Origin of the sequence: Actinomycetospora sp. (assembly GCF_036497585.1) — a bacterium.
In the GTDB taxonomy this organism is placed as follows: Bacteria; Actinomycetota; Actinomycetes; order Mycobacteriales; family Pseudonocardiaceae; genus Actinomycetospora.
In genome coordinates, this window is the sequence record NZ_DASXJD010000030.1 from 21617 (window position 1) to 33936 (window position 12320).

The 12320-nt window shown below is 76.0% G+C and carries 11 protein-coding genes; 6 read left to right on the forward strand and 5 right to left on the reverse strand.

The genetic code is table 11. The features are described 5' to 3' along the window. Positions 1-45: 45 nt before the first annotated feature. Positions 46-780 (reverse strand): DUF5134 domain-containing protein, encoded by a 735-nt coding sequence (locus tag VGH76_RS02705; protein ID WP_331555067.1) that lies wholly within the window; start codon positions 778-780, stop codon positions 46-48. Between the two features lie 221 nt (positions 781-1001). Here VGH76_RS02705 and VGH76_RS02710 point away from each other — a divergent pair, with 221 nt between their 5' ends. The 5 genes from VGH76_RS02710 (at position 1002) to VGH76_RS02730 (ending at position 5900) form a co-directional block, all read left to right on the forward strand. Then, positions 1002-1571, forward strand: coding sequence for a sigma-70 family RNA polymerase sigma factor (locus VGH76_RS02710; RefSeq protein WP_331555068.1), 570 nt, complete (start codon positions 1002-1004; stop codon positions 1569-1571). Continuing rightward, positions 1561-2403 carry a zf-HC2 domain-containing protein gene (locus VGH76_RS02715; RefSeq protein ID WP_331555069.1) on the forward strand — a complete coding sequence of 281 codons (843 nt, stop codon included), beginning with the start codon at positions 1561-1563 and terminating at the stop codon, positions 2401-2403. Before VGH76_RS02710 ends, VGH76_RS02715 begins: the two co-directional genes overlap by 11 nt. Further along, the gene (locus VGH76_RS02720; protein WP_331555070.1) at positions 2400-4364 is read left to right on the forward strand and encodes a cytochrome c oxidase assembly protein; all 1965 of its coding nucleotides are present in this window, start codon (positions 2400-2402) and stop codon (positions 4362-4364) included. The genes VGH76_RS02715 and VGH76_RS02720 overlap by 4 nt, the downstream gene beginning before the upstream one ends. 142 nt (positions 4365-4506) lie before the next feature. Further along, the gene (locus VGH76_RS02725; RefSeq protein WP_331555071.1) at positions 4507-5295 is read left to right on the forward strand and encodes a DsbA family protein; all 789 of its coding nucleotides are present in this window, start codon (positions 4507-4509) and stop codon (positions 5293-5295) included. Positions 5296-5378: 83 nt separating this feature from the next. Continuing rightward, a complete protein-coding gene (locus VGH76_RS02730; protein ID WP_331555072.1) occupies positions 5379-5900 on the forward strand; it encodes a nuclear transport factor 2 family protein in 522 nt (173 codons plus the stop codon). Between the two features lie 37 nt (positions 5901-5937). Here the strand turns inward: VGH76_RS02730 and VGH76_RS02735 are convergent, their stop codons facing one another. Next, positions 5938-8388, reverse strand: coding sequence for a heavy metal translocating P-type ATPase (locus VGH76_RS02735; RefSeq protein ID WP_331555073.1), 2451 nt, complete (start codon positions 8386-8388; stop codon positions 5938-5940). Between the two features lie 172 nt (positions 8389-8560). Continuing rightward, positions 8561-9448, reverse strand: a complete 888-nt coding sequence (locus VGH76_RS02740; RefSeq protein WP_331555074.1) for a vitamin K epoxide reductase family protein — start codon at positions 9446-9448, stop codon at positions 8561-8563. A 224-nt stretch (positions 9449-9672) separates the two neighbouring features. Between VGH76_RS02740 and VGH76_RS02745 the strand changes: the two genes are divergently transcribed. Next, positions 9673-10158 (forward strand): GNAT family N-acetyltransferase, encoded by a 486-nt coding sequence (locus tag VGH76_RS02745; RefSeq protein WP_331555075.1) that lies wholly within the window; start codon positions 9673-9675, stop codon positions 10156-10158. Here VGH76_RS02745 and VGH76_RS02750 read toward each other — a convergent pair. Continuing rightward, the gene (locus VGH76_RS02750; RefSeq protein ID WP_331555076.1) at positions 10127-11569 is read right to left on the reverse strand and encodes a DHA2 family efflux MFS transporter permease subunit; all 1443 of its coding nucleotides are present in this window, start codon (positions 11567-11569) and stop codon (positions 10127-10129) included. The two genes, VGH76_RS02745 and VGH76_RS02750, sit on opposite strands and share 32 nt — an antisense overlap. An 87-nt stretch (positions 11570-11656) precedes the next feature. After that, positions 11657-12241: a TetR/AcrR family transcriptional regulator gene (locus VGH76_RS02755; protein WP_331555077.1), complete on the reverse strand. Its 585-nt coding sequence runs from the start codon at positions 12239-12241 to the stop codon at positions 11657-11659. Between the last annotated feature and the right edge of the window lie 79 nt (positions 12242-12320).

Below are 12320 nucleotides of genomic sequence, written 5' to 3' on the forward strand. Positions count from 1 at the left end.
ATCCGTGTCAACGGGCGGATTACTGCTCACCTGCGCGGAGCGCACCTACAGCAGGCACAGCATCGCGGCCATCGCCAGGCTCATGCCCGCCTGGCCGATGAGCTGCACCGGCCCGTGCGCGAGCACCGAGACCGCCCGCGGGACGGCGGGGGCAGGTGCCACGGCCACGGCGACCCCGCCCGTTCCGGCGGGCTCCGTGCCCGTCGGGGTCCCGACGACGGCGGCGGCCGGCTGCTCGACCCGGGCGCGGCGCACCACGACGACCACCGTCGCGACCGCGTGGGCCACCAGGTAGAGGGCGAGCATCGCGGCGAGCACGAGCAGTCCCATCGGCGGCGTGGCCGGCGTGTCCATGCCCGGCATCCCCGCCATGTCCGTTCCCGGCATCTCCGCCACCGGCGTCGTGGCCGGGGCCATCGCCAGGTACATCACGAGCATCGCCGCGTCGAGCAGGAACAGGTGCGTCGGGTGCGCGGTGCAGCGGTCGACGCCGATCGCCGACCCCAGCGCCTCCCCGCGCCGACGGGTCACGACGAGCGCCGCCAGCCACCCGACCCCCGCCAGCCCGAAGATCACCGCCCCGAGGACCGGCGGCACCAGACCCGCCGTCGTCGGCGTCACCATGACCACCATCGCCACGCCCATGACGACGTGGTTGGCCTCGGCGGCCGCGATGCGTGGGGCGTGACGGGGCCGGTGGGTGGCGAGCGAGACCGCGCACAGCGCCGTCGTCAGGACGAAGACGGTCGCCACCGTCATGCCGAACCAGCCGTCGACCATGGGTCAGGCCTCCAGGAGCGTCGGGAGCGCGGGCCTGGCGACGACCGTAGGAGGCCGCACCCACGAACCGGCACGAGCTGAGGCGTTCGCTCCTTTCTCTCATGTCCGGGAACCGAGAGGAAGCCCGCACCGCCCGGTGTCGCCCCGACCCGGCGGCAGCGGGGAGACTGTCCACGACAGGCCGTCGTACGCGACGGCGGGGCGGGAGGATCGGGCAGGCGATGGACGACGCGGTCATCACCGACGCGGCGCTGGCCGCGCGCGACGGTGACCGGGCGGCGGCGGCGCGGTTCGTGGAGCTCACCCAACAGCAGGTGTGGCGCCTGCTGGTGCACCTCACCGACCGCGGGGTCGCCGCCGACCTGGCCCAGGAGACCTACGAGCGGGCCTTCGGCGCGCTGCGCCGCTACCGCGCGGAGTCGCCGGCCCGCACCTGGCTGCTCGCCATCGCCCGCCACGTCGCGGCCGACCACCTGCGTCGCCGTGCCCGCCGACCGGCCACGCCCGCCGACCTCGCCGAGGGGGACGAGCCCCTCGGCGCGGTGCGGCCCGGCGACGTCGCCGAGGGCGTCGCGCTGCGCCTGGCCGTGGACGCGCTGCCGACCGACCGGCGGGAGGCCTTCGTCGTCACCCAGCTGCTCGGGCTGCGGTACGCCGAGGCCGCCGAGGTCCTCGGCTGCCCGATCGGTACCATCCGCTCCCGGGTCGCCCGGGCCCGCGGCGACCTCGTCGAGTCGCTCGGGCAGCGGTCCGCGCCCCCGGGGGGAGAGGCGGCCACCCGTGAACCGTGACCCCGCCCGGCGGCTCGTGGGCATCGCCGGGAACCCGCACGCCGCGCCGGACGACCTGCCCGTCATGGGGCCTCTGAACTGCGCCGGATGCCGCGAGGAGCTCTCGGCCGAGCTCGACGGCGAGGGCGACCCGGCGCGGCGCCCCGCCGTGCGTGCGCACCTGGACGCGTGCGCGGACTGCACGCGGTGGCGCGAGCAGGCCGCCGTCGTCACCCGGCTCACGCGCACCGGCCCCGCGGAGGCGGGGCCCGACCTCGTCGCGCGGGTCCTCCCGGCCGCGCCGCCCCGGTCCCGACGGCGGGTGGGCGCGCGGGCAGCGCTCGCCGCGGTCGGCGTCGCCCAGCTGGTGCTCGGGGTGTCGGAGCTGGTCGGGCTCACCGGTCACGGCGACGCCACGGCGATGCTCGGCGGCGCGGACATGGCGCACATGGGCCACGAGACCGCGGCCTGGAACCTCGCCCTCGGGGTGGCGTTCCTCGCGGGCGCCCGCTGGACCCGTCACCTCGCCGGCCTGCTCCCCGTGCTCGGGGTCTTCATCGTCACGCTCGCGGTGCTGAGCGGCCTCGACCTCGCCGCGGGGCGCGTGGAGCCCGACCGGGTGGCCTCGCACGCGGTGTTGCTGGTCGGGTTCGCGCTCGCCGTCGCGGTCGCGCGGAGCGGCCCCCGTCACGACCCGGGCCCGGCCCCGCGCACCGGCGAGACCGCGGAGGAGGTCGGGGGCGCCGCGAGGTCGACCACCGGTGCGGCGCCGCTGGCGGTCGCGTCGCGCGACGACCTCGGGCCGGTCGCCCGCGAGCGCCCGCCGGGCCGGGGCCGCCGGGACGTGGCGTGAGCACCACCGCACCCCCGCGGGGCCGCACGCCCCCGGCCGATCCCGCGCCGCCACGCCCGGCCCTGCGCGTCGCGGTCGCGCTCGCCGCGGCCGCGCTCGCCGTCGTCGCGGTCCTGCTGGCCGTCGGCGCCTGGGGCGACGCGCCGTACCGCGCGCTCGGCGTCAGCGCCCCCTCGACGGCGCTGCGGCTCGCCGTCCCGCTGGTCCGGGCCGTGGTGGTCCTCGCGGCCGGGCTGACCGTCGGGAGCCTCGTCGCGGCGATCGGGGTGCTCCCCTCGCGCACCGGGGCCCGCGGGCTGTCGGCCGACGGCTACGCCGCCGTGCGCCGGGCCGGGACGGCCGCCGCGCTGTGGGCGCTGGCGGCCTCGGTCGCGGTGCCGCTGACGGTCCTCGTCGGGACCGGCGGGGATCCGGCGGTGCTCGGCTCCCCCGCGGGGTTCCTGGCCTCGGTCGGCGCGCTCGAGGAACCGGCGGGCTTCCTCGTCGCCGCGGTGGCGGCCGGCGTCGTCGCGGTCATGTGCCGGGTGACGTTCTCCTGGCGGACCGCCGTCGGTGCACTGGTCCCGGCCCTTCTCGCCGTCGTCGCGCCCGTCGCGACCGGGCATGTCGCGAGCGTCGGCGCGGGTCACGACATCGCCACCGACACGGCGGTGCTGGCCGCCGTCGCACTGGCCGCATGGTTCGGGACGACGGTCGCGCTCCACCGTCACCGCGCGCGGCGCCGTCCCGACGGCGACGTCGTCGCGCGGCGCTGGAGGCGGGTCGCCCTGGTCGCGGGCCCGGTGGCGTTCGTCGGCCTCGTCGTCGTGGATCTCTACCTGGTGCGCGGCGGCTGGTCGACGCTCTACGGCGGGATCGCGATCGCCGCGCTCGTGCTCGTCGCGCTCGCCGCCGCCCCGCTGCTGGCGCCCCGGCTGCCCCCGGGATGGACGCTGACCACGCTGGGCCTCGCGGTGGTCCCGGCCGGGCTGGCGGCGAGCGGGCTCCCACCGGGGCTGCTGCGCCCGGCCTCCGCGCAGGAGACGCTGCTCGGGTACGACCTGCCCGGCGCGCCGAGCGTGCTCGGGCTGCTCGGGCCGGGCCGGGTGAACGTGCTGGTCGACGTGGCGTGCCTGGTGCTCGCCGGGCTCTACGTCGCCGGGGTCCTGCGCCTGCGTCGCCGCGGCGACGCCTGGCCACCCGGGCGCACCACCGCGTGGCTCGCCGGGTGCGCGCTGGCCGCGTGGGCGACGACCAGCGGCCTCGGCGAGTACGCGATGGCGATGTTCAGCGTGCACATGGGCACCCACATGCTGCTCTCGATGCTCGTGCCGATCCTGCTGGTGCTCGGCGGCCCGATCACGCTCGCGCTGCGGGCGCTCGCGCCGTCACGGGGGGAGCCCGCCCTCGACGGGCCGCGGGAGTGGCTGCTGTCGCTGCTCGGGTCGCCGGTGTCGCGGGTGCTCACGCACCCGGTGGTCGCGCTCGTCGTGTTCGTCGGCTCCTTCTATGCGCTGTACTTCTCCCCGATCTACGGTGCGGCGCTGCCCTACCACTGGGGCCACCAGCTGATGTACCTGCACTTCGTCGTCACCGGCTACCTGTTCTTCTGGCTGATCATCGGGGTCGACCGGGCGCCGCGCACGCTCCCGCACGTAGCACGTCTGGCGCTGCTGCTCGCGTCGACGCCCTTCCACGCCTTCTTCGGCGTCGCGCTCTTCGGAGACGACACCGTGATCGGCCAGCGCTTCTTCGGCGACCTCGCGCTGCCGTGGGTGCCGGACCTGCTGGCCGACCAGAGCCTGGGCGGCGGGGTCGCGTGGGCGGCGGGCGAGGTGCCGCTGCTCGTGGTGGTGATCGCGCTGCTCGTGCAGTGGTCCCGCCACGACGACCGCGAGGGCGCCCGCCACGACCGCCACGGCGACGCCGAGCTGGCCGCCTACAACGCAATGCTGGCCGACCTCGCCCACCGTCGGCACTGATTACCCCGTTCGGCGCCACGATCGGGCGTCGTGGTACCGCTGGGCGCCGGACGCTGACCGCACCCCGCAGGACACGCGCCCTCCCGGCGCGTCGCCGCGTTGGGCCTTCCAGAGGGCATCCGCCGACGTTGTGGAGGCATCGATGGGCAAGCGATCAGCCGTCAAGAAGAGGGGCACCGGGTCCCGCACGCCCCTGATCGTCGGCATCCTCGTCGTCGGGGTCCTCGCGATCGTCATCGGCAGCACGCTGCTCGGCGGGGGTAGTGACGACGCCGACGCCTCGGGCGGGTCCTCGACCGTCGGCCCGATCCCGATCACCCGCGCCGCGGTGCAGTTCCCGACGAGCGTCGTCGACGGGGTGGTCGTCGCCGGTGCGCCCACCGCACCCACGAAGTCGAGCAAGAAGAGCGCGAAGGCCGCGCCGCACACCCTCGACCTCTACGAGGACGCGCTCTGCCCGGCCTGCCAGGCCCTCGAGTCCCGCGGCGGCGCCCGCCTGGCGAACGCGGTGGCGGCCGGGACGCTGAAGATCCGCTACCACCTCCTGAACATGCTCGATGCGAGGTCGCAGCCGGCGGGCTATTCGATGCTCGGCGGCAACGCGATGCTCTGCGGCGCCGAGAACGGGATCTTCCCCGACCTGCACGTCAGCCTCTACACCGCCCAGCCCGAGGAGGGCGGGACGGCCTGGAGCGTCGACCAGGTCGTCGACCTCGGCAAGCGCCTCGGCGCCGGCCCGGGGTTCGAGGCCTGTGTGCGGAACGGCGCCCACACCAAGGACGTGGCCGCGAACTTCGCCTCGGCCTCCCACGACCCGAAGCTCGTCCGCCAGGGGCAGAGCGGCTTCGGCACCCCGACGATGGTCCTCGACAACGCCCTGCTCCAGCCGGGCGACACGCGCCTGGACAAGCTGGTGCCGGAGACCCCCTGACGTTCCGGGGCGGCGAACCGGGCGCTCGCCCGCGGCACCCGTCGTCGTCACACTCGGACGCCCGAGCCGAGGAGTGCGCCGCGATGCTCACCGCCGAGCACATGGAGTCGCTCATCCGCCGCTACTTCGACGGGTGCAACGACGCCGACGTCGAGGGCATGACCGCCTGCTTCACCCCCGACGCGGTCCACTACTTCCCGCCCGGGATGTACGGCGGGGCCTGGCGCGGCGCGCGGACGATCGCGGAGAACTGGGCGCACCGCGTCGCGACGCTCGGCTCGGCGTGGACCGTCGACCGCGTCCTCACCGATGCCGGCAGCGCCCAGGCCGTCATCGAGTGGAGCCACTTCCGGACCGCCGAGGACACCGTGCTCCGCGGCGACGAGTGGTACGTCTTCGACCGCGACAGCGGTCTCATCGCGGAGATCCGCGCGTACTACGCCTCCCCGCTCGACCCGACCCGCCGCGAGCTCGCCCTCGAGGGCTTCGACTACGCGGGGCGCGGCTACCCGATGACCTGTCCGGTCCCCCGGCCGCACCCGAGCCAGGCCGCCGTCGCCTCCGCCGGTTCGGGTTTCGAGCGAAGGGCACCTTCGGTCGACTAGATGAGCCGTGGGAACCCCTCGCCGGAACCGCCCGGGCCTACCCCTGCGGCTGGAACCGGCGCAGTCGCAGGCTGTTGCCGACCACGAACACGCTCGAGAGCCCCATCGCGGCGCCCGCGATCATGGGGTTGAGCAGTCCGGTCGCGGCCAGCGGCAGCGCCGCGACGTTGTAGACGAACGCCCAGAAGAGGTTCCCGCGGATCGTCGAGAGCGTGCGGCGGGCCAGGCGCAGCGCGTCGGTGACGCCGCGCAGGTCGTCGCCGACCAGCGTCAGGTCGCCGGCGTCGACCGCGAGCGCCGAGCCGCCGCCCATCGCGAGGCCGAGGTCGGCGCGGGCCAGAGCAGCCGCGTCGTTGACGCCGTCGCCCACCATCGCGACCAGGCGCCCCTCGCCGCGCAACCGGTCGACGACGTCAGCCTTCTCGGTCGGCAGCACCTCGGCCACGACGTCGTCGGGGAGGATCCCGACCTCGGCGGCCACCGCGTGCGCCGCGGCGGCGTTGTCCCCGGTGAGCAGCACCGGGCGCAGGCCCATCGCCCGCATCCGGGCGACCGCCTCCGCCGAGGTCGGCCGCACCGTGTCGGCCACGGCGAGCACCGCCCGGGCGGCCAGGCGTCCGTCGGGATCGGCCCACGCGAGCACGACCGCCGTCGCGCCGGCGGCCTCGGCGTCGCGGTGGGCGCGGTCGAGGTCGGCGGGCAGCCTCACGCCCTCGGACTCGACGAGGCGTCGCCGCCCGATGACGGCCGCGGTCCCGTCGACAGTGCCGCGCACGCCCAGCCCGTCGACGACCTCGACGCCCTCGGCGTGCTCCGGCGCGTGGCCCCGCCCGGCCTCCACGAGCGCCCGGGCCACCGGATGGTCCACATCGGTCTCGAGCGCGACGACCCGGCGCCACACCGCCTCGTCGTCGATCCCGGGCCCGTCGCCCTCCGCCACCCGCAGCGAGCGCAGGCCCATCCGGCCGGTGGTGACGGTGCCGGTCTTGTCGAGCACCACCGTGTCGATCCGCCGCGAGGTCTCCAGCACCTGCGGCCCGCGCAGCAGGATCCCCAGCTTGCGCCCGCGTCCGGCGGCGACGGCGAGCGCCGTCGGGGTCGCGAGACCGAGCGCGCAGGGGCACGCGACGACGAGCACGGCCATGGCGGCGGCGACCGCGAAGCCCGCGTCGGCGTCGGCGAACCACCAGAAGCCGAACGTGTAGGCGGCGAGTACGAGCACGACCGGCACGAACCGGCCGGCGATCTTGTCCGCGAGCCGCTGTACCGACGCCTTGCCGACCTGGGCGTCCTGGACGCGCCGGGTCAGCCGCGCCCACTGGGTGTCGGCGCCGACCTGCGTCGCGCGGAGCAGGAATCGGCCGGAGGCGCACCGGGTGCCGGCGAGCACGCGGGTGCCGACGGCGGCCTCGACGGGGACCGACTCGCCGGTCATCGCGGCGACGTCGAGCGTCGCGACCCCCTGGGCCACGACGCCGTCCACCGGCACCGTCTCGCCGTCGCGGACGATCACGTGGTCGCCGACGACGACGTTGCCGACCGGGACGCGCAGGGCACGGTCGGCGACGACGAGCGTCGCGTCCGCGGTGGCGTGCTCGTCCGCGCCGGCACCGCCCGCGGCCATCGCCTTCCGGCGCCCGCGCATCTCGATCCAGCGCCCGACGAGCACGGCGGTGACGATCGCGACGGCCGCCTCGAGGTAGATCGTCCGGGTGCCGCCCCAGATGTCGGGCTGAGGGACGATCGAGAGGACGTGGTGGACCCCGCCGAGGCCCGCCTCGCCGAAGAACAGCGTGCCGACCGACCAGCCGTACGCCGAGAGCACCCCGACCGAGACCAGCGTGTCCATCGTCAGCGACCAGTGCTTCAGGTGCCGCCACGCCGCCCGGTGGAACCGCCACCCGCCCCAGAACACCACCGGGGTGGCCAGCACCAGCGAGAACCACTGCCAGTACGCGAACTGGAGCCGCGGGGTCATCGCGACGGCGATCACCGGGAGGCTCAGCGCGAGGCAGACCAGGGCGCGGTGGCGCAGGTCGGCGACCTCGGGGTCGTCGTCGGGACGCGGGTCGGACTCGGGTTCGTGGCCGGCTGACCGAAGGGCACCTCCGGTCGGCTCTATCGACCGAAGGGCACCTTCGCTCGGAACGCGCGGGGTGGGCAGCGACGCGCGAGGGGCACCATCGACCGGCTCTACCGACCGAACGTGCCCTTCGCTCGGAACCGGCGCGGCCGTCGTCACCACCGACGCCCCGAACCCGAGCTTCTCGACGGTGCGCACGAGCACCTCGGGGTCGCCATCGTGGGTGACCCGGGCCCGTCCGGTCGCAAGATTCACCTCGGCGGTGACGCCCGCCAGCTTCCCGAGCCGTCGCTCGATCCGCGAGGTGCACGCACCGCAGGTCATGCCGGTGACGGCGAGCTCGGTGACGTGGGGGGAGGACGGGGAGGACGGGGAGGACGGGGCCGAGGGGGACGACACGGTCATCGGCGCGAGACTCCTGGGGAGCGGGGTCCGGGGCGCGCCGACGGTAGGCAGCGGCCCGGGTCGCACCCGCCGGAGCTGAGGACCCGACCGGCCCTCGCCGTCGACCGGCCCGGCGCGGCCGACGAGCGGTCGGCGCGCTGACCCGTTCGGCGCAGGCGGCCCGCGCCCGCTCTCAGCCCAGCCCGACCATCGCGCCGAAGTAGGCGGGGAACGAGGCGACGACGGCCACCACGATCAGCAGGTACCAGGCCGCGAGGCCCCACCCGTGGCGGCGGGCCAGCGTCTCCCCGGCGGGTGCGCCGCCCAGGTTGCCCTCGCGCAGGTTGTGCACCGTCGTGAACCAGAAGATGGCGATCACCGCGACCCACGCGACCATGCAGTACGGGCACAGCGCGTGGATGGTGACGAGGCTCTGCACGATCAGCCAGTGGATGAACAGCACGCCCGCGAACGAGCCGGCCTCCAGGGCCAGCCACACCCACCGCGGCAGCTCGGCGCCGGAGACGACGACCGCCCCGCACGCCGCGACCACCGGGAAGGTCAGCAGCCCGATGACCGGGTTCGGGAACCCGAGCAGCGACGCCTGCCAGGTCTTCATGATCGTCCCGCAGGACAGCACCGGGTCGATCGAGCAGCTGGGGATGTAGTCCGGGTTCGCGAGCAGGTCCAGCTTCTCGATCGTCAGCACCAGGGCGACGACCGCGCCGACCAGCCCGCCGATCAGCAGCACCCAGCCGACGCCGCGGACGGGGGCGCCGAGGTCGAGGTCGGTGTCGTCGTCGAACTCGTCGAGCTCATCGGGCTCCGGGGTCCCGACGGCGGGTCCGGTCACCCGGCCGTCGTCGGGGCCGGCAGCGCGCCCGCCCCCGGCGTGGGCGGCCCGCCGCGGGGGCGCCCCGGCGCTCGCGAACGGTGCCGTCGGCTCGGCCTGCGCGCGGGCGGGGCCCGCCGAGGCGACCTCCGCGGGGGCGGCGCCGACCGTGGCGGTCGTGCCGGACGCGGGCCGGGCCTCTCCGGGGGTCGCGTGCCGCCCGCCGGTTCCCCTGCCGTGCTCGGCCATGCTCGTCGTCTCCTCCGTCGTCGCGCGCGACGTCTGGTGGTCGTCCAGCACGTCGCCGCCGGGGCCCGGCCGGTTCCCGGCCGTGCCGCGTTCCCCTCCATGGTGGCCCGTCGCCCGGGACGGGTCATGCACGGCACCCCGATGTGAGGACGGCTCCGTCCTGACGTCAGGTGTCAGCGGAGGACCGTCGGCGGCGCGGACCAGGCCCATGGCACGCTCGCGACGTGGCCGACGTCCAGGTGGTGCGGGCCGGCGCCGACGACCGGGCGGACGCCCGCAACGTCCGTCTCCGCGCCCTCGCCGACTCGCCGGGCGCGTTCGCCTCGACCCTCGAGCGCGAGCAGGCGTTCGACGACGACGAGTGGCTCCACCGGGTCACGACGAACGCCTGGTTCCTCGCCCGCGCCGACGGTGCGACCGTCGGACTGGCCTGCGGCATCCCCGACCCCGACGACGAGACCGGACGCCACCTCGTGGGCATGTGGGTGGAGCCGGCGTTCCGCGGCCGCGGTCTGGCTGACCTGCTGGTCGCGGCGGTGATGGCCTGGACGCGGCGGGAGGGCGCGGCGTTCCTGGCGCTCTGGGTCGTCGACGACAACCCGCGGGCCCTCGGGCTCTACGAGCGGCTCGGCTTCGAGGCCACCGGCGAGCGGCAGCCGCTGCCGGGCAGCCCCGGGGTCATCGAGTCCCGGATGCGGCTCCTGCTCTGACCCCGGAACCGGCCCCCGCGTCGAGGACCGCCGTCGCCGGGCGGGGCCGGCGCTCGACGACCGACAGCACCACCGCCGGCACCGTCCCCACCAGCGCCGCCGCCACGAGGAGCGTCCACCCCGCCCGCACCGAGCCCAGCTCCGAGGGGCTGCCCGTGGTGTGCGCCCCGATCACCGAGACGAGCAGCGCCACGCCCAGCACCGAGCCCACCTGACGCGCGGTGTTGATCAACGAGGAGCCCGACCCCCACTGCGGCGCGGGCAGCGCGGAGCCGACCACCGAGGACAGCGTCGGGAGGATCAGGCCCACGCCGAGGCCGGTGAGCAGCTGGCCGGGCATCATCCCGGCCGCGTAGTCGGGGGTCGGGCCCAGGTGCGCCAGCCACCACGTCGGGCCGGCCGCGAACGCGAGGGTGCCGACCAGCGCCACCGGCCCGATCCCCACGCGCGCCGAGAGGTGCCCGGCCAGCCGCGACACCACCACGACGACGAGCGGGCCGGCCGCGAGCCCGAGCCCCGCGAGCTGGGGGGACCAGCCCCACGTCCCGGTCAGGTAGAGCACGTTGACCACGAGCATCCCGGCGAAGCCGGTGGTGAAGGCGACCATGACGAGCGCGGCCAGCGCGACGACGGGCACGCGCAGCACCGCGAGGTCCAGCGCCGGCACCGGGTGGCGCCGCGAGCGCAGCACCACCGCGACGAGCCCCGCCACGGCGACCCCGAGCCCGACGAGCACCTCCGGGGCGCCCCATCCGGCGTCGGGGGTACGGACCAGCGCGAAGGCGAGTGCCCCGACCCCGACGACGATGCCGAGCGCGCCGAGCAGGTCGGGCATCCCGGTGCGGGCGACCGCCGGGTCGCGCAGCACCCGGCTGCCCGCGACCAGCGCGACGGTCCCGACGGGCACGTTGACCAGGAACACCCAGTGCCACGAGAGCTCGACGAGCAGCCCGCCCAGCGGCGGCCCGAGCGCGGCCGCGACGGCGCCGATCGAGGCCCAGGCCCCGACGGCGCGGGTGCGGCGCTCGGCCGGGTAGGCCGCGAGCAGCAAGGACAGCGACGTCGGCACCACCAGGGCGGCGCCCACCGCCTGGACCGCGCGCGCGGCGACGAGCAGCCACACGCCCGGGGCGGCGGCACAGGCGGCGGAGGCCAACGTGAACACGGCGAGGCCGGTGAGGAAGACCCGGGTGTGGCCGAAGCGGTCGGCCACCCGCCCGGCCAGCGCGAGGAACGCCGCGAACACCACGGTGTAGCCGTTGAGGATCCACGACATCTGCCCGAGGTCGGTGCCCGGGAAGTCCGCGCGGATGTCCGGGAACGCGATGTTGACGATGAACAGGTCGAGGCTCGACAGGAACGCGGCTGCCGAGGTGACGACCAGGACGGCGCCGGGTCGGGCGGTGCTCATGGGGTCCCTTCGGGAGGTGTCGGACCGATCGGTCCGGCGCGGCGGGCCGCTCCCGGGGGTGGCCGACGCGAGCGGGGGTGGGGCGGGTCAGGCGCCCACGAGACGGCGGGCGAGGTCGACGGCGGCGTCGGCGGCGGGATCCAGGCGGTCGTCGAGCCGGTCGCGGTACGCCGCCTGCAGGAACAGCCCGTCGACCAGCAGCCAGAGCTGCTCGACGAGCCGGTCGGGGTCGGCGACGTCGAGGCGCGCCACGATCCCGGCGAGCTGGGCCCGCGTCTCGGCGAGCTGGGCGTGGGCCACCGCGGCCGGCGGGTCCGTGTCGTCCTCGGGGAACTCCGCGAGGTAGTTGCGGAACGCGCACCCCCGGAACCCGGGGCGGCGCACCGTCGCGGCCACCTCGGCGACGAGCGCCACGACCTGCTCGCGCGGGTCGTCCCCCGCGGCCTCGAGCGCCCGAGCCGTGCTGCGCGCCCGCCGCTCGCGGCTGCGCTCGAGGTAGGCCGCCACCAGGTCGGACTTGGCGGGGAAGTGCTGGTAGAGCAGGTTCTTGCCGGTCCCGGCCTCGGTGATGATGCGGTTCATCCCGACCGCCCGGACCCCGTTCTCGTAGAAGAGCCGGGACGCGACGCCCAGGATGCGCTCGCGGGTGCCCGGCGCCGGGGTGCGTGCCATGTCGCTCCACCTCCTCGTGCACCACCATAGCGGACCGATCGGTCCCGCACCAGGAAGGGTGCCGAGCCTCCCCGGGTGC

Excerpts from the sequence above, each read along its gene's own strand:
- VGH76_RS02740 (WP_331555074.1), bottom strand. The coding sequence starts at position 9,448 with ATGGCCGAGCACGGCAGGGGAACCGGCGGGCGGCACGCGACCCCCGGA.
- VGH76_RS02735 (WP_331555073.1), bottom strand. The coding sequence starts at position 8,388 with ATGACCGTGTCGTCCCCCTCGGCCCCGTCCTCCCCGTCCTCCCCGTCC.
- VGH76_RS02710 (WP_331555068.1), top strand. The coding sequence starts at position 1,002 with ATGGACGACGCGGTCATCACCGACGCGGCGCTGGCCGCGCGCGACGGT.
- VGH76_RS02750 (WP_331555076.1), bottom strand. The coding sequence starts at position 11,569 with ATGAGCACCGCCCGACCCGGCGCCGTCCTGGTCGTCACCTCGGCAGCC.
- VGH76_RS02730 (WP_331555072.1), top strand. The coding sequence starts at position 5,379 with ATGCTCACCGCCGAGCACATGGAGTCGCTCATCCGCCGCTACTTCGAC.
- VGH76_RS02705 (WP_331555067.1), bottom strand. The coding sequence starts at position 780 with ATGGTCGACGGCTGGTTCGGCATGACGGTGGCGACCGTCTTCGTCCTG.
- VGH76_RS02755 (WP_331555077.1), bottom strand. The coding sequence starts at position 12,241 with ATGGCACGCACCCCGGCGCCGGGCACCCGCGAGCGCATCCTGGGCGTC.
- VGH76_RS02725 (WP_331555071.1), top strand. The coding sequence starts at position 4,507 with ATGGGCAAGCGATCAGCCGTCAAGAAGAGGGGCACCGGGTCCCGCACG.